Origin of the sequence: Beggiatoa leptomitoformis, assembly GCF_001305575.3 — a bacterium.
GTDB classification, from domain to species: Bacteria; Pseudomonadota; Gammaproteobacteria; order Beggiatoales; family Beggiatoaceae; genus Beggiatoa; species Beggiatoa leptomitoformis.
The window spans coordinates 1,140,991-1,166,010 of record NZ_CP012373.2 but is presented as its reverse complement, the minus strand read 5'-3'; the positions used below and the strand labels follow the sequence as shown (position 1 = coordinate 1,166,010).

Below are 25,020 nucleotides of genomic sequence, written 5' to 3'. Positions count from 1 at the left end.
AAATGGCTACTGCCTCACTGTTTATTCTGCTATTTATCTTCATGATTATTGGGATGCCAATTGCTGTCGCGCTAGGCTTATCCAGTGTGTTAACGATTTTATTTTTCTCTACTGATTCATTAGCATCACTCGCGCTGAAAACCTTTGAAGCAACTCAACATTATTCATTATTAGCCATTCCGTTTTTTATCCTCTCCTCCGCTTTTCTCTCCACAGGTGGTGTTGCTAAAAGATTGATTCGTTTTGCAATTGCATGTGTGGGTTCTATTCAAGGCGGCTTAGGCATTGCCTCTATTCTAGCGTGTACCCTGTTTGCTGCCGTTTCAGGCTCATCCCCTGCAACTGTGGTTGCAATCGGTTCTATCGTCATTAGTGCAATGGTTTCTACAGGTTATCCACAACGATTGGCTTCTGGCATGGTATGCACAGCAGGGACATTAGGCATCTTAATTCCCCCCTCAATTGTTATGATTGTTTACGCTGCGGTAACAGAAGTATCAGTTGGACGCTTATTCATGGCAGGTGTGATACCCGGTATTTTATTAGCAAGCCTTTTAATCTTGGGGATGTATTTTATGGCGCGCAAACATAACTTGCCCAAGTTGCCGCGTGCATCCCTAAAAGAACTGATTACAGCAACAATTGATGCAGGTTGGGGATTATTATTGATTGTGATTGTTATCGGGGGGATTTATGGCGGGGTATTTACACCAACAGAAGCCGCTGCTGTTGCTGCGGTTTATGCCTTTGTTATCGCTTTATTTGTTTACTCTGATTTAAAAATGCGCGACATTCCGCATGTGCTGATAGATTCTGCCAAAGTCAGTATTATGCTTATGTTTATCATTGTTAATGCAATGTTATTTTCTCACGTATTAACAACAGAACGCATTCCGCAAATGATTACAGAATCAATTGTTGGTTGGGGATTATCTCCTTGGATGTTTTTGTTAGTTGTCAACATCTTATTGTTGATAGGCGGTAATTTTATGGAGCCAACAGGTTTATTATTAATCACTGCACCGATTCTCTACCCTATTTCTCAAACCTTAGGGATAGACCCCATTCACTTGGGTATCATTATGGTTGTGAATATGGAAATCGGCATGATTACGCCACCAGTGGGCTTAAATCTATTTGTAACAGCGGGCATTACGAAAATGAGTATTATCGAAGTTGTGCAAGCAACTTTACCTTGGTTAATGATTTTATTGGCTTTCTTAATGCTGATTACTTATGTCCCGATTATCTCTACTTTCTTACCCGATTTGTTATTCGGTGCTTAACTTCTGTCCCATAAACGGGGAATATTTTGGGGTTGTAAAAATCTATTTGGCTGAATTAAAAGTATTATCTTTAATTCTAAGCATTTAGTAAATTCTGATATGGACAGGCTTTAACTTTTAGTACGAAAAAACGGATAACACCGCTTAGAACGGTGCTATCCGTGTTAAAAATATTAGAATAAGTTATAAAATGCAGCTTTACCCGCATAAGTTGCTTGTGAGCCTAACTCTTCTTCAATCCGAATTAATTGGTTGTATTTTGCAACGCGGTCAGAGCGAGATAATGAACCCGTTTTGATTTGTCCTGATGAGGTTGCAACCGCTAAATCAGCAATCGTACTATCTTCTGTTTCACCAGACCGATGAGAAATAACGGCGGTATATCTTGCTCGCTTTGCCATTTCAATCGCCGCTAAGGTTTCGGTCACAGTTCCAATTTGATTAAGCTTGATGAGAATGGAATTCGCAATATTTTTTTGAATACCTTCTTGTAAAATAGCGGTATTAGTTACAAACAAATCATCGCCAACTAACTGCACTTTTTTGCCTAACCGTTCGGTCAGAATTTTCCAGCCCGCCCAGTCGCTTTCGTCCATGCCATCTTCAATGGTTAAAATCGGATATTGATCAACCCAGTTAGCTAAATAGTCCGTAAACTGTGCAGAATCCAATTGTTTCTTTTCTGAGGCGAGATCGTATTTACCATTTTTGTAAAATTCAGAGCTTGCGACATCTAAACCCAGCCAAATGTCTTCGCCTGCTTTAAATCCTGCGGTACTAATCGCTTCTAAAATCACTTCAATTGCGGATTCGTTAGATGGTAAATCAGGTGCAAAACCGCCTTCATCACCAACCGCTGTATTCAAACCACGTTTTTTTAATACGCTTTTTAACGCATGAAACACTTCTGCCCCATAACGCACCGCTTCCCGCAAAGAACTTGCACCCGTTGGCAGAATCATAAACTCCTGCATATCAACGTTATTATCTGCATGTGCGCCGCCATTGATAATATTCATCATAGGAACAGGCATTTGCATTGCGCCACTGCCCCCTAAATAACGATAAAGCGGGAGTTTGTAATCTAATGCGGCTGCTTTAGCAACGGCCATAGATACTCCTAGCAGGGCGTTTGCGCCTAAACGTCCTTTATTTGCAGTACCATCTAAAGCCAGCATTGTATGGTCTATCGCGGTTTGTTTATCCACCGCCATGCCAACCAGTGCATTATTTATTTCGGTATTAATGTGTGCAACGGCTTTTAAAACGCCCTTGCCTAAATAACGGCTTTTATCACCGTCGCGTAATTCCAGTGCTTCGCGCGAGCCTGTTGATGCGCCAGAAGGCACAGCCGCCCGCCCGATAACCCCTGATGTAGTCATCACATCACATTCAACGGTTGGATTCCCTCGTGAATCAAGAATTTCGCGTGCATGAATTTTTGTAATAAGTGACATTTATTTTCCTTAGGATAATGACTAAAAACTTTTAAAAACGAACGGTCTATTTTATGCGCTTAAGAATAATCACTCCAGTTTAAACAAGGTGAAATTCACACAAGCGATATAATTAATTGTTCTAATAAGTAAATTATCAATATTTTGTTTGCCTGAAACAGCGTTTGCAGACACACAAAATTTCTGGCGTTGAAAGACAAAAAAGCCTTCTGCATTCTTAATTAGTGGGTTTTACGCTATTTAAACTGTTTTTTTCAAAAAAGCGGATTTTTAGACAATTCTTATTGTAAACACTGTTCAACCATTAACGCATCGGCCACCGTATAAAAAGAGCCGAACACAATAATACGGTCGTTTATCGTTGCAAGGGCTAGCACATGACGATACGCATCGCTGATGCTGGTATGGCATTGAATACAATCGGCACCAACGGCTTGTAAGTGTTCTTGTAATTCTTCAATCGGTGTTGCGCGTGGGGCGATTAAGGGGGCAATGTGCCATTCTGTTATTTCAGGCAACATGCAACGCATAATTCCTTCAATATCTTTGTCTTTTAAGACGCTCATGACAGCGTAACTTTTCCCTTGTACGGGATAGCTTTGGAGTAATTGTTTTAGGGCTTGTGCGGCTTGTAGATTGTGGGCAACGTCTAAAATGCGTGTGCAGTTGTTCGTAAAAACTTGAAACCGCCCCGGATTTTTAACGGTTTGTAATCCTTGTTGATAGTGCAATAATTGTAGTGGTAAACGGGTTTGTAACAGGTTAAGAACCATTAATACCCCTGCTGCGTTTTGCAGTTGAAAATCCCCTTTTAAGGCAGGGAGTGGCAGTTGATAATCTTGTTGATTATTTTTCCACCGCCATGTTGTTACTGTATCTTTTTCGTAAAAATAATCACGTCCTAATAAATACAGGGGGGTATTTAGCGTTTGTGCATAATTTACTAAACGGGCAGGTGGGTGTGGGTCGCTACACACAGCAGGGCAATTTGCACGAAAAATGCCTGCTTTTTCAAAACCAATGCTTTCACGGTCTGAACCCAACCAATCAACATGGTCTATATCGATTGCGGTGACTAGGGCAACGGTCGGGTCTATGATATTAACTGCATCTAAGCGTCCGCCTAAACCAACTTCTAAAATAGCAACATCTAATTGTGCCTGTTGAAACACATAGAGGGCAGCAAGGGTGGAAAATTCAAAAAAAGTGAGGGAAATATCTCCTCGTACCGATTCTATCGCGTTAAAAGCGGCACATAAATCAGTGTCGCTAACCTCTTGTCCATGAATACAAATGCGTTCGTTATAGCGCAGTAAATGCGGTGACATATAACGCCCCGTGCGATAACCACCTGCTTGCAAAAGGGTATCTAAAAGCATAACGCTAGAGCCTTTGCCATTTGTTCCCCCCACGGTAATAACTGTAAATTCAGGGGTTAATAATTGCAGACGTTGAGCAACTTCACGACAGCGATGTAGCCCCAGTTCAATTTGGCGGGGGTGTAACGCTGTCTGCCAATCCAGCCATTCATCAAGGGTTGTAAAACGCATTTGGCTCATCTTCTGAAAAGATTGTTATTAATAGGAGTGTGGGAATCGTTCAAGACGAACATAAGGATATGTTGCTGCTGGCAGTGCATTGGGCTTCTTAATGTCTAACCTAAGCCGTTGTATATGTGGATAGGTTTTGAATAATAACTGTGCCGCGTGTTCTGCAAGGGTTTCAATCAGTTGATAGCGTCCTGTTACTGCAAGCTCGGTTAATTGTTCGGCTACTTTTGCATAATCAATTGTTTGTGTTATATCTTCTGACATAACAGCGGTGCTGAAAGGATAGTCTATTTCAATATCTAACAGTAGCGTTTGTGTTGTGGTTCTTTCAGCAGGATAAATGCCAATAATACAAGTAATTTTTAGGTCTTTAATGCCAATTGTGCCAATCATAACGGTTTTAGCGGTAGTTAGTGGTGCTATGCAACGATAGACAGCATTAATTTTAAATGTCTGTCTGTTTAATCGCATAGTGTCTGCGGCTGGATAGCCATGAAGAAAGAGAATAATAGGCGAATGGGGTGGACAACTTCCACCCATCATACCGTTAAAACAGCGATTTAAACCAGCGTAATCCTGCTTGCCAAACCGTTGAGAAATTAGGCGGCGGTGAAAGCGCGAAGCCTTCATCATTGATAAAAATAATCTTGGCTTTTAGCCACGACAAACCAATCACCCGCTGATAATCTGACTGAATGACTAAATCGTATTGTCCTCGTAATCGCCAATAAAATAACCAACGACGCAAGAAGAAGCGCGGAATGGGGGGCGTAAAGCGTGAACGTGGCAATTGATAAACGCTAATGCCATTAATTAATGGCATGAAAACAACTTGTAAATCGGAACGTTGCTTAAGAATGCTAGCAATAATTTCTTGTGTATCAGTTGCTTGTAAATTGACGGCAAAAGAAATAAGTACCCGTTTAATAGTGGGGTCAGTTAAAACACTAGCAATACTATGATTGGGTTTGTATTGGCTTACGGTGAGTTGAATGGCTTTCTTACCAAATTGATTTTGTTGAAAGTCGTCAACGGCATCGTAGTGTAATTGGGCTAAATCTGGCTTACCCAGCAGATGATAGTAAACTGCTTTTTTTAAACTATATTGTATCATCCGCCGCAGAGTCGCATCGTCCGCACCGTGTGTTTTAAGCATGTCTAGGACATTACGATTGTCGTAGTATAAAACCCATGTGGGTACTTTAGCCGCAGCAGATAGATGCCAAATCAATGACTTGGCAGATACAACGACGCGATGCCCCATTTGTCCAAGTCGTAAACACCATTCCACATCGTCAAAATGGATAAAGTAATCGCGCCATAATCCTGCTTGTTTGGCAATGGGGGCGCGAATCAGCAGTGAGGCTGCCGCGACATAATCCACATCCATATAAGGATGGCAGTGTAATAGGCGTTTGCTTAAATCATAATCTTGTTGTAAAAGGACTTTAATATCTTGTCCTTGCCATGCTTGGACTTCTTCTAAGTGGCGATTTAGCTTTAATTGTCCACTGCCAAAATCAACAAACGCGCCCATTTCGTTAATGCGCCAAGGATAATCTAATTGCATCATCGTTGAGCCAACAACGGCAATATCTGCATGACTTTCTAAGATATTTACCAGTTCAACCAGTGCGTTTTGATGGACTAAGACATCATTATCTAGTAACCATAAGTAGTCATAATGTCCATCAGGTTGTTCATACGCCCAACGCAATCCTGTGTTAAACCCGCCCGTGCCGCCCACATTTTCACTATTACAAATGAGATGTACTTGTGGATAAGTGGCTTTAATTTCGGCAACGGTGTTATCTTGGCTCGCATTGTCAACCACAACAATATCAATAAATACTGTTGGATAGTTTTGTTGAGTTAGCGAGGCCAGTAAATCTAATACGTATTGTTGTTTATTCCAAGTGACAATAATAACCAGAATACGCGGCGCGATGGCTGAATCCTTATTGATGCTCATAAACGTCCAAGTAATTGATGAAATACGCTATTTTGTCGCCGAAAAGTGGTTAGTTGTTTGTACAATGGCGCGGGTAAGCGTTGTAATTTGATGGGGGTGGCAAAAGCTTCTTTAACCGCTTGGTAATACGAGCGAATTTCCCATGATTGTAATGCACGAAAAAATCCCATAAATAAACGGGAAGCGATTAAATAGGCGGCAATTGGGAAGGGATAATAACGGCGAATGAGCCAAATGGTGTTACGGGTGGGGTAAAAAACTCGTCGCCAGTTAGTGCGCCCAATAGGGGCTTGACGGTGTACAACTCGACAATTAGGGTCGTAATGAATGCGATAACCAGCTCGCATAACTTGAATAGCAACTTCAATTTCGTTTTGATATAAAAAGAATTCGCTAGGATACCAGCCTATGGCTTCAAATAATTCACGGCGGATGGCAAAACCACAACCAACAAAGGCCATTGATGTTCCCGGCTCATCATTAGTGGGTAAATGCCAAGTGCGGGCGGGTTTACCTTCTATATCTTCAATTCTACAGGCAACGACACCGACTTCTTTACGGGTATCTAAACATTGAATTAAGCGGTCTAGGGTTTGATTATCACTTGGGTGTGAATCATCATCCAAAACAAGGATATATTCGCCACGTGCTATTTTAAATCCTTCATTGTAGCCTGCAATACCTGTGTTGCTGTCCATAAGTAACACAGTAACCCAATCTAGTTGCGTTTGTAAAAAGGCTTGTGTGCCATCGGTAGAGGCATTATCAACGGCAATTACCTCAATATCTTGGCGATTTTCTAGCAGGCGTTGGAGAATAGCGAGGGTATAGCGGGTTTCAGATAAGCGATTGTAATTTAAAAAAACAATACTTAACTTAGGGGTTTGTGTTTTAGTATTCATAGTTTTTACCAGGTCGCACTCATTCACGAGGTTATGTGAGGTTAAATTAAGGTATAACCACCCCAGCCTACAATTAACAATCGTAATGATCGGCGTATTGTAGCGTGAAAAACGAATAATGAAAAACATTCAAGAAATAAGCCAAGTTTTCAATAAAATGAGTGATTTTTATCGCATAACTTAATTAAAATCAATTAATAACTATATTAGTTTCTAGTAATAATGGTTTAATAACACGTGCCATGATACGTATAAATGCTTTGTTATTACTAATAATATTTAGGCATTCAGCGGCTTTGTTTTTAAAGCGAAGTGAACAGGGCGGGGCTTGGGTGGGTAAGTGCGAATTCATTCGCACTTATTTTTAACCGATTGTTTGTGCAAAATTTATTGCAAAATCATGCAACATGACTGTCAAAGGAATGCTCGTCAAAAATGTAATAGGTATTTTTACCCGCTTCTTTAGCCAAATACATTGCCATATCAGCTTGTTGAATCAATTTTTCAACCGTGCTGATGCTATCCTCATCCGCTTTATTATCGGTCGGCTGATAAAAGCTAATACCAATATTACAATCCACTTTAATTTCATTGCCATCTAGCATTAGCGGCTTTGTGACGGTTTCGAATAGTTTTTCTGCTAAAAGACGGACATCATAATCTTGATGAATAGGTGTCAGAATAAACGCGAATTCATCGCCTTCTAGCCGTGCAATCATGTCACCATCACGAATAGCTTTGCGCAAGCGTTTTGTGGTGATTTTCAAAAATTCATCACCAATTGCATAATTGAAATGCTCGTTAATCCGTTTGAAATTATCTAAATCTAAATATAACAAGGCGAGACGTTCTTCTTGACGACAGGCGCGGACTAATTGTTCATGAAACAATAAACGATTGGGGAGTTCGGTGAGTGAATCGTAATGGGTTAATAACCGCATCCGTTCAGCATTGGCTTTTAGTGCAACAATATCGGAATAAACAGCAACATAATGTGTAACTTCGTTATGCTCACCGCGAATAGCACTGATAGATAACCAGACGGCATGTATATCACCCGATTTTCTACGATTAATAATTTCGCCGCGCCACCGTCCTGTTTCACGTAAACTCGCCCATAAGGTTTCATAAAAAAATAAATCGTGTTTACCCGATTGAAGAAAACGTGGATTTTTATCTAAAACTTCATCATAGCCGTAACCTGTTGTGAGCAAAAATGCTTGGTTTACGTCAATAATCGCGCCATTAGCATCAGTAATTAATACACTATCCGTTGTTGTTTCAAATACTTTAGTTGCTAGGCGTTGTCTGGTTTGGGCGCGTTTGCGTTCAGTGATATTCTCCACCATTTGGATTAAATACTGTGGTTTATCATTGGCATCACGCACTAATGAGGTCGTTAAACGTCCCCAAAACATAAGGCTGTTATGATGATGAAAAAAATACTTTTCCATCTGATAAAACGGACGTTCTTCTGTTAATAATTGCTGATAAAACTCTTTTTCAACGGCAGTATCGGCGGGATAAAATAGCTTATTGAAATTTTTACCGTCAAGGGTTTCCTCGCTTTCTTCAACATGTCCTAGCATTTTTTGTAACGCTGGATTGTGATGAACAATTTTGCCATCCACATCTACCAACGCAATGCCCATTGCGGCTTGTTCAAAAACCCCCCGAAACCGATTTTCACTTTTACGCAGGGCAGCTTGAGCGCGTTTACCTTCCAAAATAACTTTTACACGATGCCGCAAAACCGCCCAATGCACAGGTTTAGTAATATATTCAACCGCACCCGCTGTAAACGCCTTATCTACAGAAGCTTCATCATCTAAAGAGGTGATCATAATGACGGGAACATCTGAACTAATATCCATTTGTTTTAATTGATGACAGGCCGTAAAGCCATCCATCACAGGCATTGCCGCGTCCATCAACACCAAATCGGGTAAGCATTGCTTAAAGGTATCAATGGCTTTTACACCATTATCCGCTTGTGTAACTGTATATCCCTGTTCCTCCAATAGATTTTGCAACATACCCCGCATAAAGAGGTCGTCGTCAACGACTAATACTAAGAATTTTTGTTCGTCCTCTTTAAACATTATTTGCCTCTCTTAGACGCGAGTTCTATCCTTCGCTACTGTTTTAATGCAGCCTGTAACGCCCGTTTAATCAACATTTCACTACTGATTTTTTCTGTCTCCTCTCCTTTGACAGTACGAACCCAGTGAGTAGCTTCTTGTGGCTTATATCCGAGTGCAATCAAAGCACTAATTGCATCATCAACAGGACTGATAACACCCTGTACTAGTGATGAGATGACATGAGGGTTATTTTGTGCATTAACCGTGAATCCTTCTAGTCTATCACGCATTTCAATGACTAATCTTTCAGCCGTTTTTTTACCAACACCCGGTATTTTGATGAGTCGCGTTGTGTCTGCCTGCTGAATACTGGTCGCAAATAATGTTAAATCCATTGCTGACAAGATACTTAATGCGAGTTTTGCACCAACTCCATTCACTCTTATCAATTCTCGAAACATACGCCGTTCAGCATCGCTGATAAAACCGACTAAATGGTGTGCATCTTCACGGATGAGCAAATGGGTAAATAAATTAACAGGTTGGTTTAATTCAGGTAGCTTATAAAAAGTGGACATTGGGGCTTCAACTTCATAGCCAACCCCTTGCACATCAATAACAAGCATAGGAGGAGATTTTTCGAGTAATAATCCGCATAAGCGCGAAATCATGAAATAACCTCATTATTTAAAATGTGATATCAGTGACATTAGCGAGTTATGCTGGATTTAGCAATTTGTTGCTGATGTTGGTAAGTGTGCAGATGACAAATCGCAACGGCTAACGCATCAGCAGCATCCGCTTGCGGTATTGCTGACAAGCATAATAATATCTTAACCATTTGTTGCACCTGCTCTTTTTGCGCATGTCCTTGTCCTACAACGGCTTGCTTAATTTGGGTGGGTGCGTATTCAAACACCGCCAACCCTTGCACAACCGCTGCAACAATCGCTACGCCGCGCGCTTGTCCTAATTTTAACGCAGAACTCACATTACGCGAGACAAACACTTGTTCAATTGCCAAAACGGTGGGTTGATACTCACCAATCAGTGTTTGTAAACCCGTATAAATTTCATGCAACCGCTCAGGCATTTCAGCCGTGTGAGTGCGTATGCACCCACAGGTAATAAAAACCGCTTTTTGTTGACGCGCTTCAATAATACCAAAGCCTGTCACCCGTGAACCGGGGTCAATTCCAAGGATTCGTGTCATGCAAGATTTATGCAAGTGCCGCCATAACTTCATCACTGAAATCGGCGTTAGAATAAACTTTCTGCACATCATCTAAATCTTCTAGCATGTCTAATAATTTAACTATTTTCTCAGCCGTGTCTAAATCAACGCTAGTACTTGTGCCTGCACGCATGGTAATTTCTGCGGATTCAGGCACTAATTTCGCCTTTTCCATTGCAACTTTTACGCTGTGCAAATCGCTTGGGTCGGTGATAACATCAATCGAGTTATCCTCGTTTTTCACCACATCCTGCGCGCCTGCTTCTAAAGCAGCTTCCATGATTTTATCTTCATTACTGCCCGTCGGATAGGTTAATAATCCAATTTTTTCAAACATATAGGCAACAGAGCCATCTGTTCCCAAATTGCCACCACATTTGCTAAACGCATGACGGACTTCAGAAACGGTACGGTTACGATTATCGGTCATGCAATCAACGATAACGGCAATTCCCCCTGCACCATATCCCTCATAACGCACTTCTTCATAATTCTCACCATCAGCCGCCCCCGCACCCCGTTTAATCGCCCGTTCAATCGTATCTTTTGGCATATTAGCGGTTAAGGCTTTATCAACGGCTAAACGCAAGCGTGGATTCGCATTTGCGTCCCCGCCGCCCATCCGCGCAGAAACCGTAATTTCACGAATAAATTTGGTGAAAACCTTTGCTTTTTTAGCATCTTGCGCACCTTTACGGTGCTGAATATTTGCCCACTTGCTATGTCCAGCCATGAATGAAAACCCTACATTTTGTTATTAATTAAGCGGTAGTAACGAATGCGTTCATTACTACGCGGTTTTTTAAATCATGCAAATTCTAAATACACTTTTTTAAACGCTAAATAACATCAGATATTTATACGATATGTTTGATAAATAGATGTAATAGTAGGCTATTGTATCACCAACTAGTCAATCTCAGATAGCAGGAGGAATGTCGTTTCTTATATCACTCAAGATGCAATTCATGATGCTTCTCTCCAGATTGAAATTATTTTAATCCTAAGAATTTTGAGTGAGACAGCCTCTTAATGAGAAATCGGGAAAATGATTTATTCTGACTCGTTTAATGCGCTCAATATATTGAGTGAGACATTTGCAATGAGAAATAAAAATTGATTGTTTTATATAATGTTAGCAATTTCAACCGTATCCTATAAACCAGTATTAGGAAAATCGCTTATGATATGAAAGGAACACGCCAACATTTTGTTTAATACGATGCCTATTATCTACATCAGGGAAATATCAGATGCGCGCAGAACATGATGATTTATTTAACCATTATACAGAACACCCTTTTGCACAATACATTCGTGCATTGGGTAAAGGCAAAAATGGTGCAAGACCGCTAACTCGAGAAGAATCCTATCATGCTATGCAAATGATCGTATCGGATGCCATAGAACCCGTACAACTTGGCGCATTTATGATGCTCATGCGTGTAAAAGAAGAAACCCGCGAAGAACTTGCAGGTTTTGTGCAAGCCGTGCGCGATTCTTTTCCATCCCCAACCAAAACAACAACCGTTGATTTAGATTGGTCATCCTATGCGGGCAAACGTCGCCATCTTCCTTGGTTTCTGCTGGCTACATTACTCTTAGCAAACAATGGTGTAAAAGTCTTCATGCACGGTGCAGGCGGACATACAAACGGACGGATTTATACCAAAGATGTTTTACAGTTTTTAGGCTTGCCTTATGCGACAACGTTTGCAGAAGCCGAGACACAATTGCAACAGTATAACTTTAGCTATTTTCCCCTAGAATACCTCTGTCCAACACTACAAAAAATAATGGATTTACGTCCACTCATGGGGTTACGCTCTCCCATTCATACCATTGTTCGCATGATAAATCCTTTTAATGCCCCTTATATGATGCAAGGGATTTTTCACCCAAGTTTCCGTGATGTTCACCAAGAGGCAGGGCAATTGCTCAATCAACCCCATTTAGCGGTTATTAAAGGGGAAGGGGGAGAAATTGAACGTAATCCAGATATTGAATGCTTAGTAAAAAGTTTACATAACGGTGAATTGTCTGAGGAACTCTGGCAACCACTCTTTAAACAACGGCATGTAAAAGAAGCAGAAATGAACCCTGAACGTCTTGTTGCATTATGGCGTGGTGATATTGAAGATGAATTTGCAGTTGCAAGTATTACAGGCACTGTTGCAATTAGTCTTAAATTAATGGGTAAAGCCAGTACACAAACCGATGCACAAGCCTTAGCAGAAGAATATTGGGCAACACGGCAAAAACAACAATATAATTTAAAATTAAATGGTTAGACAGATTCGGCAGATATAGCACAACACACAAATTAAATTAAGCGCGAAAAATATTATTTTATAACAGATAGTTCTTTGATTAACCTTAATTTAATAACAAAAGCCCGACACGAAAGAATCCCTCTTTAGGAAAGGAGGGAATTTTTCTCATCCTGAACACCTTACCCAAGTCGCACTCAAAATTCCAAACAAACTCTATAATTTTTACCAGAAATCCGTTAGCTAGAAACCGCAGACTCATAAAGATACCTAGTTAGAAAAGCCCAACTAAACAACTTATGTTACACTTAAGCGTTTCAGCAACATCAATCAGTCGAGCATACTGAGGATAGTCTAAGTGAGTGATGATATAAACAACGTCAATGTCGTTTCTGAGAAACTACTAATTACCCCTGACGCGCTCAAACAAAAATTACCTTGTACTGAGAAAAGCACAGAAACAGTACGCAATGGGCGCAAAACCTTACAAGCCATTTTAGACCGACAAGACCATCGGATAATGGTCGTTACAGGTCCTTGTTCAATTCATGATATGCAATCGGCAAAAGAATATGCCGAGCGGTTAAAAAAACTGCATGATGAATTACAAGACTCGTTGTTTATTGTCATGCGGGTCTATTTTGAAAAACCAAGAACAACTGTTGGTTGGAAAGGTTTTATTAACGACCCTCGTTTAGATGATTCTTTTCATATTGAAGAAGGGTTAGCGAAAGCCCGCGAATTGCTATTGTGGGTTGCCGAATTAGGATTGCCCGCAGGAACTGAGGCATTAGACCCAATAACCCCCCAATATTTAGCAGATTTATTCTCATGGTCGGCAATTGGTGCAAGAACAACCGAATCACAAACGCACAGAGAACTTGCCAGCGGTTTATCCATGCCTGTCGGTTTTAAAAACGGCACAGATGGCAATTTAGACGTTGCTATTAATGCCCTACACTCCGCTTCTGCCCCTCATCATTTTTTAGGGATAGACCAAAGAGGACAAGCCGCCGTCATAAAAACCTGCGGCAATAAATACGGACATGTGATTTTACGCGGTGGTAAACAAGTCAATTATGATTCAGTGAATATCGCCTTATGCGAAGCGAGCTTATTAAAAGCGAAATTGCCGCCCAATATCGTCGTTGATTGTAGTCATGGAAACTCCAATAAAAAACCTGAGTTACAACCACTGGTTGCAGATAACATTACCAACCAAATTATAGAAGGTAATACCTCTATTGTTGGTTTAATGCTAGAAAGTCATTTACAAGCGGGCAATCAACCCATTGCAAAAAACTTGGCTGATTTAAAATACGGCATGTCTGTGACAGATGCGTGTATTGATTGGGAAACAACCGAACAATTGCTCCGTCACATGCACCAAAAACTACAAACAGTTTTACCGGCACGGCTACAAAAAAAGTAACCAGTTAAGGCATTGCAGCAGGGGCGATGATGCTATTCGCCCCAACAACCGCTTACGCTAAAGCCGCTTGTTGTGCTGCTAATAACGTTTTAACCCCTTCGCCCGCCAAATTTAACAAACTTTGTAACTCATCCGCACGAAAAGCATGACCTTCAGCCGTCCCTTGAATTTCAATGTACGCGCCCGCGTCATTCATAACAATATTCATATCCGTTTCTGCTTCAGAATCTTCCAGATACTCCAAATCTAAAATCGGTGTACCCTGATAAATTCCCACAGACACCGCAGCCACTGCACCGTGAATAGGATTTTTCTTCAACGTACCCTTTTTAATCAGTGAATTCACTGCATCCACTAAAGCAACATAACTTCCCGTAATTGCCGCTGTTCTTGTACCACCATCCGCCTGAATGACATCACAATCTAACGTAATTGTGCGTTCACCTAATGCGTGTAAATCCACGACTGCCCGTAACGCCCGACCAATAAGCCGTTGAATTTCCTGAGTTCTACCACCTTGTCTGCCAGAGCTGGCTTCACGTTGCATCCGTTGATGTGTAGAACGGGGCAACATGCCATATTCTGCCGTAATCCAACCCTTTCCTTGGTCTTTTAAAAAACGGGGAGTACGTTCTTCAATACTGGCATTACAAATAACTTTTGTATGACCAAATTCAATTAAAACAGAGCCTTCAGGATGTCTAATATAATTGCGAGTGATTTTAATCGGGCGGAGTTGTTGCGGGGTTCTACCACTGGGGCGCATTGTTTTTCCTTAATTTAATAAAAAATAATTAGTCTATTCAAGCAATAAAATAAAAAAAATTCTAACTGAGAATAAAACATTCTAACGCGAAACCCCGTATTCACCAAAACCACTTCAAACCCTAATGGGTAAAAACAATGCCTAAAAATATATTATTTAACCATGCTTGCGCTGTAACTACATACAAATAATATAGTTTTTATTTTAAATTTGATTAATTCTGATTTGGACAATCTTTCTAACAAGAGTGAATTTTTTGCGCGAAAATTGCATCAATAAACATCATAAATTGGGTTGTTATAACTGTTATAATTAAGAAAACTTTTTGGGTTAAGATTGCTAAATCGCCTCTATCTGTTTCATTAAAAAATGAATATAAATCAATCATATAAAGCAGTATTGTTATTTATTTACTTTTATTGTCATCTAACAGCGGCTGCGGCGACACCGCTTACGCTAAAAGTACAGGCATGGGCAGGTTATGCTGAACCCTCTTATGTTCAGGCTTTTCAAGAACAGCTTAAAAAAAAATCTGGATTAGATGTTGAAGTAATTGTAACGCCTACAACGGGTTTAGCCTCTTTCGAGTCTGCCATTCAAACACAAGAAGCTGACTTAATCACGCCTTCTAATGACTTGCTTGAAATATTATGGCAAAAAAAATTAATTCGCCCCTTAGATACAAAAAAAATCCCTAATTTTCACCAAATTAATCCGCTCATTTTACAACGCCGATTTCATCTTTTAGCGGGTGAAGTTTATGCCGTACCTTTTACATTTGGTCCTTATGCATTGGTTTATAACAAGAGTAAAATGGAAAAACCAAACTCTTACAAAGTGTTATGGGATGAACGTTATCGCAAACGAGTATCCATTAGCCGTAATTTTGAGGTTGCCAATATTTATATGACCGCGTTGTTTTTAAAAATTCCTGTTCGTCATTTATTTAACCTCAGTGATACGGAACTCTCGCGTATTGAGGAACGGCTGCGTCAACTACATGATTTACAAATATATGATTATTGGAAAGAATATTTAAACCCTGATGACATTGATAATGTTGATGTTGGTACTGATTGGGGGTTTGGAGTACATGAGATTAATACAAAAAAAAATGGCGAGTGGGGAATTGTTATTCCTGATGAAGGCGCAACGGCATGGGTGGATAGTTGGTCAATTGCCGCGAATATTCCACCAGAAAAATTAGAACTTGCTTATGCATTCATTAACTTCATGCTCAGCGCACCAATTCAAGCACAAGTCGCTCGACAAACCACTTATGGCACCAGTAACTTTTATACAACCCGTTATATGACGGTGAAAGAGCGTATTAACTATCATGTTACCGACCCAGAATATTTGCGTAGATTTATTTTATGGCAACCACTTGCACCCAGTGTATTAGAAAAGTATCAAGCAACATGGAAAAAAGCAACTCAGGAATGAGTTTTTTAATCAATAATATGATAAATAAGAAATTACCTCATCTACATCAACGTATTTTTTGGTTAGTGATTAGCGCGGTTATTATTGCTGTTGTTGTTCTAAGTTCTTTTTATTTAGTCGCTGTCTATACGGCATTACGCGGACATATCAAAGATAACAATCAGTTGGTCTTGGCTTATTTAACCGCGAATGTTGCTTTGTATATAGAAGAAGAAAACTATCCGATGATAGTGGACTTATTTGATGGTGTTGCAAAAACCAGTGATTTAACCAATATTTGGTTACTGAATGCAGATAATCGTGTCATCGTTTCTGTGGATGAAACGATGACGGATTTGCCCTTGCCTGAAGAAATTGAAAAGGAATCCGCTTTTTCATCATTAGAATTAGATAGTGGGTACCGTATTGCTATTTTGGCACATGATAATGTGATTTATCAGGTTGGTAATGTATTGTTATTGGGAATTATTATTGCGTTTGCTTCTTTGTTTTTATTATTACCTATCTGGATTAACCGTTTAACACATAGTTTAACGGACCCGATTCATAAAGCGAGTCGGGCTGCAGTACAAATGGCTTATGGGAATTTTGATATTCATCTTAAACATTCTTCCATTCGTGAAATCGATATTTTTGTCGAATCTTTAATGAATATGTCCCTACAACTGCGTGAGTTGACAAATAATTTAGAAAACAAAGTTAATGAACGCACGACACAGTTGGCTCTCGCAAATCAAGAAATATTAACGTTAAATAATAAATTACAAACAGAAAATGTGCGGATGAGTGCTGAATTAGATGTAACTCGTCGCCTACAAATGATGCTCCTGCCAACGGAGGCAGAGTTACAACGCATCCCTAACCTTGATATTGCTGGTTTTATGGAACCTGCTTCAGAAGTCGGTGGTGACTACTATGACGTGTTGTATCATCACGGACGAGTTAAAATTGGCATTGGCGATGTGACAGGACATGGTTTAGAAAGCAGCGTGCTGATGTTGATGGTACAAACCGCCGTACATACTTTGCTGACAAACGAAGAAAAAGACCCTGTAAAGTTTTTAAATACCTTAAATCGTACAATTTATCACAACGTCCAGCGGATGAATTCGGATAAAAATTTAACGCTTTTATTATTGGATTATGAAGATGGCTGGTTATGGCTCAGTGGACAACATGAGGAAATATTAATTGTACGTCATGATGGACAGACTGAAGTAATTGATACAATGGACTTGGGATTTCCTATTGGTTTAGAAAAAGAAATCAGCCATTACATTGCTCAAGTTCGTTTCAAATTAGACGCGGGTGATGTGGTTGTGTTATATACCGACGGGATTACTGAAGCGGAAAATTTATCACACGAACATTATGGTTTAGAACGCTTAACCAGCGTTGTCCGTCAATATCACCACCGTACACCCAAAGAAATTCGGCAAGAGGTTATTACGGATGTACACGCATATATTGGACAACAAAAAGTCTTTGATGACATTACCTTATTAGTGATAAAACAACAATAACCCACTACCTTATCCGACGTAAATACGATGATGCAGTCCTTTTCCTGTGACAAACAGGTGCAAGCCTTAGAATCCACCTTTATCGCCATTCAACAAGAACGGATGCAAGGAATCCCTATTCTTAATCCCGCGCTACACGTTGAAGCGGTGGGGTTTCAAACATGGGAAAATGCTTGTCTAGGCATATTAATTACCCCTTGGTTTATGAATTTACTAATTTTACCCCTTGTCGCAGACAAGCCCGCACAACTGCCCAGCACGGACGAAAAAAAGAGTTATCAATTTCCATCTGGTATTTATGAGTTTTTAGTGAGTTACGAAGCAAACCTAGGGATTTATCAAAGCTGTTCCCTGTTTTCACCCATGTTTGATTTTGCCGACCAAGCGATGGCACGAGAAACAGCACAAGCTATTTTAACGCTACTGATGACAGCACCCGAGCCAAAAACCAATGTAAAAAAGGGAATTTCAAGACGTGAATTACTGCGCGGAAAAGCATGAAGATTAAGAGATTACGCTGTTAAATAATAGGTTGAATCAAAACAGATAGAACATCCAGAATTACCAATATTATTTTTCTTTATGTCGGCTAATTCTGGAATATTTAATACAGATTACGCGACTGTGAAAGCCATTAATCGCTCATACTGTTCTGTGGTTAATAATGCTAATTCAGGCGCAAATAATTTTTCTAAGATTTCGCGCTGACTTTTTGGATAATCCCATTCAGAAGATAAGGGCTTCCAGTTCATATTATCTAAGTACATTAAAAACGTATTCTGTAATACAAAATGCGGACGTATTCCCATGCTACTAAAAGGAAAATCGCCAGATAAAATCAATAATCCGCCATAAGACATCGCCCAAAAAGAAAAGGTTAATTCTTCAGGTGTCAAACGGCTATCAATAATTAAATCCCCTTTGGCAATGGCTTCGCGCGGAATGCTGGCAACCGCGCCTAAAGTGCGCAATTCGCTTTCCATTAGCAACTGTTTTTTCTCAGCCGATAATTTATCTTTAAACGATGTCGTTTTAATAACTTGAAAATTATGAAATTCTAATGGATGCAAATAAACATGTAAGGTATAAGCCAACATCAACCCGCTCATCCTAACGCGCGTTGGCGCAGTACAGTTTACAACCCGTTCAAACATATCCAACATACTGCTATGTGTGCGAATACAAAGCGTTGCTAACACCTCCTCTTTACAAGTAAAGTGCTGATAAACCGTTCCTTTAGAATACTCTATCGCTTCGGCTATTTTGTCCATCGTCAATCCTAAATAGCCATGCGTCTGCATTAAACGACTTGCCGTTTCCAAAATAAGCTCTTCACGTTGGAGTAATTCACGTTGCTTACGGGTAAGTTTTATCATCTCGCTTAAATTTTACCTTATGTCAAAAAAATACGTGCCGTCAATAAATTCTGATTATAGTCTATATTGGCATTAATTTAAACTTTCGTTCTCTCTAATGAACTGCTTACAAAAATAGTACGGATAGCACTCCTGTTAGCGGTGCTATCGATGGTTCATCTTTCCTAACATACTTTTGCAAAAAACCTTATTAATTTTAAAAATACGACTCGTCGGGCTAACGGTTTTTCAGGTAGTCGTCCACTATATTTTTTACAGCCTATCAAACTTAATGCTATACTTTTCGGCGAGATGACGCACCTTGCTTGCTATTGAGGCGTTTTATATCTATTTTCTCGCAAAATAACTGCTGAGTGCCGCTAACACTTAGCAGTTTTCTTATGAATTAAGTTAGCTTTACCTGCCTATAAAAAACATCTACCACTCAATTACCTGCTTATCGCGGAAAAATTTTCCTGTCTCGCTCCCATCAATTAAAGTCGCCAGCCAAACGATAGTTTCCACTCCTTGGCTAACATCTCGTTCAGCTTCTGCTCCCCCCATATCTGTTCGCACCCAGCCGGGGCAAACAGAATTAACAAGAATATTATGCTCTTGCGTTTCATTGGCAAAAATGCGCGTTACTGCATTTAAAGCTGTTTTCGACAACCGATAGCTGGGAAATCCACCACTCATTGCTGACAACTGCCCCATCCCGCTGGACACATTAACAACCCGTCCATACCCCTTTTTTTGCATTAGCGGGATAAAAGCCTGACATAAACGAAATGCGCCGTAGGTATTTGTTTCCATTCCCGTGCGTAGCGATTCTACGGTACTATCAAACGCATTAGCCGTGCGCGAATCAGGAAAAATGCCTGCATTATTCACTAAAATATCCAGCTTCCCGTATTGGTTTTCAACAAACTGCTTTAATGTTGCAACACTGTCATCGCTGGTTACATCCAATGGATGAAAAACAATATCTAAGCCTTGCAAACATAATTGTTTAACAACAGCTTCCCCTTTTACTGCATCCCGACACGTCAAAATAACCTGTATTCCTAATGCAGCTAGTTGCTTACATGTTTCTAATCCTAAACCACGATTAGCACCCGTGACTAACGCATTACGTTTAACGATTTGCATATACACCGCCTTATGTGTTAGAAAAGCATGAATTTCGTGTTATTACAATTAACCTTTTTTAAAAAATAGGAAAAACCGTTTATTTAAGATAAAAAAACACATTATATAAGTTTTTTACACAACTTTATACGAAGATAAAACAAGAATTATTCAATATAATTCATTACATTAATAATGATTATTTTTATTTTCAGCAAAACATAGAAAATGTCATATTTTAACGACTTTTTACTATTATAGATACACGACACGGATAACAGACCAGACTTAACTGACTGAAAGATAAAATAACATGAAAGCATAACAAAAGGGGTCACCTCATGCTGGATTTTAATAAGAAAATACTATTTATTGGCTTTGGCTCAGTTGCACAATGCACATTACCACTCATCATTTGTCATCTAAAAATACCACTCACACAAATCACGGTTTTAGACTTTGAAGACCAGCGCGATATATTACAGACATGGTTAGCACAAGGCGTGCGCTTTGTACAAGAAAGGATTAGCGCGGACAATTTAGGTACGGTCTTAACACAACAGGTAGGCTTAGGGGATGTGTTAATTGATTTAGGTTGGAATATCGACGCAATTGAGATTTTACAATGGTGTCATGAACATGGCGTGTTATACATTAATACTTCTGTAGAAGTCTGGGACCCTTACACGGATGCAGCCACCAAACATCCTACAGAAAATACACTTTATGCCAGACACTTAGCCATTCAGCGTTTACAATCAACATGGAAATCGACAGGCACAACAGCAGTTTTAGAACATGGGGCAAACCCCGGTTTAGTCTCACATTGGACAAAACAAGCCTTATTAGACATTGCAAAAGCCCAACTTGCCGATGGCACAGTAAGCGGTCAAGCGGCTGAAAAACTACAAGATTTAATTACAGCGCAAACGTTTAATTATCTGGCAAAAACGTTGGGTGTAAAAGTTATTCATTGCAGTGAACGAGATACACAAATCAGTGATAAACCCAGACAAGTGGATGAATTTGTTAATACATGGAGTATAGAAGGCTTTTTTGAAGAAGGCTCGACCACTGCCGAATTAGGCTGGGGAACACACGAAAAAGAACTGCCTGCATTGGCGTATCAACAGACCGAAGGGATTAAAAACCAGATTTGTTTAGCCCGCATGGGGATGAATGTCTGGGTGCGTTCATGGGTACCACACTATCCAATTCAAGGAATGGTGGTGCGACACGGCGAAGCATTTACCCTCTCAGACTACCTAAGCGTATGGGAAGGTGGAAAAGTAACGTATCGTCCTACCGTTCACTACGCCTATTGTCCTTGTGATAACGCCCTTGCTTCTCTCCAAGAACTACGTGGATATGATTATCAATTGCAAGCTCAAAAACGCATTATGAATGATGAAATCATTGCAGGGGGTGACATTCTTGGCGCGTTTCTCATGGGACATGCTTACAAAGGCTGGTGGACAGGTAGCCATTTGAGCATAGAACGCAGTCGGCAACTTGTCCCGCATCAAAACGCAACGACCATGCAAGTTGCCATCGCTGTCGTAGCGGCTGTTATCTGGATGATTGAAAATCCACAACAAGGTATTTGCACCGCAGAACAATTACCCCACGAATACATTTTAAACATCGCCCGCCCTTATTTAGGCGACAACCTATCTATGCCTGTAGATTGGACACCACGTCAACACTACAAAAGTGCTTTTCAAGGCTACAACCAGCCTAATATAGATACAGAAGATGTTTGGCAATTTAAAAATTTTTTGATTACCGATGGTGATTAATCAATAAACAGCGTTGCCATGCACCAAGAATAAAAATACTCACCTCTCTTTCAACACCTGCCAATGAAAAAATAAAAGCAAATGTAGAGTACATTACACTGCAAAAACAGGCTACTAATGCACTCTACATAGTCTTTTAGACTCGAATGAGATACAAAATATAGCTAACGCACTTTAAAATGATTATTGTAGGGTGGAATAGGCGCAAGCCGTATTTCACAACAGTGCAAGCTTTCTGCATAAACTCAGCTATTTTTGGCGTTTTATGGTGGAATACGCTACGCTATTCCACCCTACATTAAGCTGCTTTTTAAGTTGCGTTAGCTATAACGGCATTGAAACCGCTATCAATCCCCAAAACTTTGATTCAGACAGCCGCCCATCAGGAAAAAAACTTGCCCTAAGAGTCTCTCATGCCACATCCACATAACCACTATCGAACTCAAATAGCTCATTATGCCCTCATAAAGCACTATAATGGTGCATTGCAAAAAATCTATTATTTTATAAGGAAATTGATAAAACCAATATATTACAGCCTATTAAATAAATTTAAAAACTTGGCACAAGCCTTGTAATGTAACTAACCAATCATGCTTGTCTTTTAACCAAAAGTACCTGCATAACGAATTTTCCCTCCCTCGGTTAGAACGCAGTCGCACCCATTACGTGACGCGTTCTTTTTTTTACCCGTAAAAATGATTAAACTGAAAAAAATCACCTAAGTTAAATCATACCCACAATGTCCCAACCCGTTACCAATCTGCAAGGTGTCGGCAAACAAACCGCCGCACAACTGTCCGTGTTAGGGATTACCACCGATGAAGATGTTCTCTTTCATCTCCCCGCACGTTATGAAGACCGCACCCGCTTAACCGCCATTCACGACCTAAGCGTTGGCGAACACGCACTGGTTGAAGGCATTATTACCGCTGCTGAAATCAAAGTGAGTAAACGACGCACACTAGTTTGCATGTTAAATGACAACACAGGCTCGATACTCCTCCGTTTTTTTCACTTCAGCCATGCCCAACAACAACAGCTCCATGTCGGAACACGTGTTCGCTGCTTTGCCGAAGCACGCCAAGGCTATCACTGCTTAGAATTTATCCACCCTGAATGCCAATTTATCCACGACGACAAACCACCACCAGAGATTCACACCCATTTAACCCCCATTTACCCCAGCAGTGGCACACTCCACCAACACCTATTACGCGCCATTGCCCGTCAAGCCCTACAAAATACGGCACTAATTGACTACTTTCCCCCCGCGATTCAACAACAATTTCAACTCATTCCCCTTGCACAAGCCCTGCAAACCCTACATCAACCCCCCGTCACCATTTCAACTGCCGACCTACAAACAGGACAACATCCTGCACAACAACGCTTAATTATTGAAGAACTACTAGCCCACTACCTAAGCCTGCGCCGTTTACGTCAACACGCCCAAACCTACCAAGCCGTTACCTTACCACCAGAAAACCAACTCAAACAAACCTTCTTAGCCAACTTACCCTTTAAACTCACCCAAGCACAACAACGAGTTACCGCTGAAATTTTACACGACCTACACCAAGCCCACCCCATGCAACGACTAATACAAGGCGATGTCGGCTCAGGTAAAACCGTGGTTGCCGCCCTAAGCGTATTATCTGCGGTTGCTGCAGGCTATCAAATTGCGGTGATGTCACCAACCGAACTTCTTGCCGAACAACACTATCGCAACTTCAGCCACTGGCTTACCCCCCTAAACATCAATGTTGCATGGCTTACAGGCAGTTTAAGCAAAAAACAAAAAGAACAAACACTAGAAGCCCTCGCAACAGGACAAAGTGCCGTTGCCATTGGCACACATGCCCTATTTCAAGAAGCCGTTACTTTTAAACAACTCGCACTAATCATTATCGACGAACAACACCGCTTTGGTGTACACCAACGGATGGCATTGCGTGACAAAGGTGCGCAAGGAAATTTCCATCCACATCAGCTTATTATGACGGCAACCCCCATACCGCGCACACTCGCAATGACCCTCTATGCTGACTTAGACATATCCGTGATTGACGAACTCCCCGCAGGACGTTTACCCATAAAAACCGTTGTAATTCCCAACACCCGCCGTGCAGAAATTATTGAACGCATTCGCCAAGTTTGCCAAGCAGGACGACAAGCCTATTGGGTTTGCACCCTAATTGATGAATCCGACGTTTTACAATACCAAGCAGCCGAAGAAACAGCGCGCCAACTAACCGAAAACCTAGCCGAATTACGAATTGGCCTAGTACATGGACGCTTAAAAGCCAAAGCCAAAGAAAAAGTTATGAATGCCTTTAAGCAAGGCGAACTAGATTTACTCGTAGCAACCACCGTGATTGAAGTCGGTGTCGACGTACCCAATGCAAGCCTAATGATTATTGAAAACGCCGAACGCCTAGGATTAGCACAATTACACCAATTACGCGGACGAGTAGGACGAGGCGCAGTAGATAGCCACTGCGTTTTGTTATATCAAAGCCCACTATCTGACATTGCCCGCACTCGCTTAGGCATCTTGCGTGACACACACGACGGTTTTGTCATTGCACAACAAGACCTAAGTTTACGCGGATTTGGCGATGTATTAGGCACTCGTCAAACAGGCACAATGAACTTACGCATTGCTGATTTTCAACGCGACGAAGCACTATTACCAACCATTATTGCAATTGCCGATATTTTATTACGCGATTATCCCGACAACGTACAACCATTAATTGACCGCTGGGTAACAGTGCGCGGAGAAAACTTAGTGAGTTAAAAAGAGGAGTTAA

Annotated in this window: 20 protein-coding genes; 8 read left to right on the top strand and 12 right to left on the bottom strand. The window is 40.6% G+C overall.

The annotated features are described in order from the left end of the window. Nucleotides 1-2 precede the first annotated feature (2 nt). The gene (locus AL038_RS04860; RefSeq protein ID WP_062149808.1) at nt 3-1,286 is read left to right on the top strand and encodes a TRAP transporter large permease; all 1,284 of its coding nucleotides are present in this window, start codon (nt 3-5) and stop codon (nt 1,284-1,286) included. Nucleotides 1,287-1,459: 173 nt separating this feature from the next. Here the strand turns inward: AL038_RS04860 and eno are convergent, their stop codons facing one another. The 9 genes from eno to AL038_RS04815 all read right to left on the bottom strand — a co-directional run bounded on the left by eno (nt 1,460) and on the right by AL038_RS04815 (nt 11,218). Next, nucleotides 1,460-2,743 carry a phosphopyruvate hydratase gene (gene eno, locus AL038_RS04855; RefSeq protein ID WP_062149806.1) on the bottom strand — a complete coding sequence of 428 codons (1,284 nt, stop codon included), beginning with the start codon at nt 2,741-2,743 and terminating at the stop codon, nt 1,460-1,462. 281 nt (nt 2,744-3,024) lie between these two features. Next, nucleotides 3,025-4,293 (bottom strand): bifunctional tetrahydrofolate synthase/dihydrofolate synthase, encoded by a 1,269-nt coding sequence (gene folC, locus AL038_RS04850; RefSeq protein ID WP_062149803.1) that lies wholly within the window; start codon nt 4,291-4,293, stop codon nt 3,025-3,027. 27 nt (nt 4,294-4,320) lie between these two features. Continuing rightward, on the bottom strand, nt 4,321-4,926 hold the full coding sequence (gene folB / locus AL038_RS18460) for a dihydroneopterin aldolase (protein WP_236839464.1): 606 nt from the start codon (nt 4,924-4,926) through the stop codon (nt 4,321-4,323). Beyond that, entirely contained in the window at nt 4,841-6,265 is a 1,425-nt protein-coding gene (locus tag AL038_RS04840; RefSeq protein WP_062149800.1) for a glycosyltransferase family 2 protein, read from the bottom strand. The genes folB and AL038_RS04840 overlap by 86 nt, the downstream gene beginning before the upstream one ends. Beyond that, the gene (locus AL038_RS04835; RefSeq protein WP_062149799.1) at nt 6,262-7,167 is read right to left on the bottom strand and encodes a glycosyltransferase family 2 protein; all 906 of its coding nucleotides are present in this window, start codon (nt 7,165-7,167) and stop codon (nt 6,262-6,264) included. The genes AL038_RS04840 and AL038_RS04835 overlap by 4 nt, the downstream gene beginning before the upstream one ends. 398 nt (nt 7,168-7,565) lie before the next feature. After that, the gene (locus AL038_RS04830) at nt 7,566-9,269 is read right to left on the bottom strand and encodes a PAS domain S-box protein (RefSeq protein WP_062149796.1); all 1,704 of its coding nucleotides are present in this window, start codon (nt 9,267-9,269) and stop codon (nt 7,566-7,568) included. Nucleotides 9,270-9,304: 35 nt separating this feature from the next. Next, nucleotides 9,305-9,922, bottom strand: a complete 618-nt coding sequence (gene ruvA, locus AL038_RS04825; RefSeq protein WP_062149793.1) for a Holliday junction branch migration protein RuvA — start codon at nt 9,920-9,922, stop codon at nt 9,305-9,307. A 38-nt stretch (nt 9,923-9,960) separates the two neighbouring features. Next, nucleotides 9,961-10,464: a crossover junction endodeoxyribonuclease RuvC gene (gene ruvC, locus AL038_RS04820; RefSeq protein WP_062149790.1), complete on the bottom strand. Its 504-nt coding sequence runs from the start codon at nt 10,462-10,464 to the stop codon at nt 9,961-9,963. A 7-nt stretch (nt 10,465-10,471) separates the two neighbouring features. Then, nucleotides 10,472-11,218 (bottom strand): YebC/PmpR family DNA-binding transcriptional regulator, encoded by a 747-nt coding sequence (locus tag AL038_RS04815; RefSeq protein WP_062149787.1) that lies wholly within the window; start codon nt 11,216-11,218, stop codon nt 10,472-10,474. 520 nt (nt 11,219-11,738) lie between these two features. Between AL038_RS04815 and AL038_RS04810 the strand changes: the two genes are divergently transcribed. Then, entirely contained in the window at nt 11,739-12,776 is a 1,038-nt protein-coding gene (locus tag AL038_RS04810; protein ID WP_062149784.1) for a glycosyl transferase family protein, read from the top strand. Between the two features lie 337 nt (nt 12,777-13,113). Then, nucleotides 13,114-14,187: a 3-deoxy-7-phosphoheptulonate synthase gene (locus AL038_RS04805; RefSeq protein ID WP_062149781.1), complete on the top strand. Its 1,074-nt coding sequence runs from the start codon at nt 13,114-13,116 to the stop codon at nt 14,185-14,187. A gap of 52 nt (nt 14,188-14,239) precedes the next feature. Here the strand turns inward: AL038_RS04805 and rph are convergent, their stop codons facing one another. Then, nucleotides 14,240-14,953, bottom strand: coding sequence for a ribonuclease PH (gene rph, locus AL038_RS04800; RefSeq protein WP_062149778.1), 714 nt, complete (start codon nt 14,951-14,953; stop codon nt 14,240-14,242). Between the two features lie 369 nt (nt 14,954-15,322). Between rph and AL038_RS04795 the strand changes: the two genes are divergently transcribed. From AL038_RS04795 to hybE, 3 genes are read left to right on the top strand one after another with little or no spacing between them, the layout of a single operon-like run. Further along, a complete protein-coding gene (locus AL038_RS04795; protein ID WP_062149776.1) occupies nt 15,323-16,399 on the top strand; it encodes an ABC transporter substrate-binding protein in 1,077 nt (358 codons plus the stop codon). Beyond that, a complete protein-coding gene (locus AL038_RS04790; protein WP_236839462.1) occupies nt 16,375-17,922 on the top strand; it encodes a PP2C family protein-serine/threonine phosphatase in 1,548 nt (515 codons plus the stop codon). The genes AL038_RS04795 and AL038_RS04790 overlap by 25 nt, the downstream gene beginning before the upstream one ends. A gap of 27 nt (nt 17,923-17,949) precedes the next feature. Continuing rightward, nucleotides 17,950-18,423, top strand: coding sequence for a [NiFe]-hydrogenase assembly chaperone HybE (gene hybE, locus AL038_RS04785; RefSeq protein WP_062149769.1), 474 nt, complete (start codon nt 17,950-17,952; stop codon nt 18,421-18,423). Between the two features lie 113 nt (nt 18,424-18,536). On the opposite strand, the gene AL038_RS04780 is transcribed toward hybE, so the two are convergent. Further along, complete coding sequence (locus AL038_RS04780) at nt 18,537-19,298, bottom strand: TetR/AcrR family transcriptional regulator (protein ID WP_062149766.1); 762 nt, start codon at nt 19,296-19,298, stop codon at nt 18,537-18,539. A gap of 417 nt (nt 19,299-19,715) precedes the next feature. Further along, nucleotides 19,716-20,426, bottom strand: a complete 711-nt coding sequence (locus tag AL038_RS04775; RefSeq protein ID WP_062149763.1) for an SDR family oxidoreductase — start codon at nt 20,424-20,426, stop codon at nt 19,716-19,718. 320 nt (nt 20,427-20,746) lie between these two features. Between AL038_RS04775 and AL038_RS04770 the strand changes: the two genes are divergently transcribed. Together AL038_RS04770 and recG are read left to right on the top strand one after the other, a co-directional pair. Continuing rightward, nucleotides 20,747-22,204, top strand: coding sequence for a homospermidine synthase (locus tag AL038_RS04770; RefSeq protein ID WP_062149760.1), 1,458 nt, complete (start codon nt 20,747-20,749; stop codon nt 22,202-22,204). A gap of 742 nt (nt 22,205-22,946) precedes the next feature. Further along, nucleotides 22,947-25,007, top strand: a complete 2,061-nt coding sequence (recG, locus tag AL038_RS04765; RefSeq protein ID WP_062149757.1) for an ATP-dependent DNA helicase RecG — start codon at nt 22,947-22,949, stop codon at nt 25,005-25,007. The last annotated feature ends 13 nt before the right edge of the window (nt 25,008-25,020 follow it).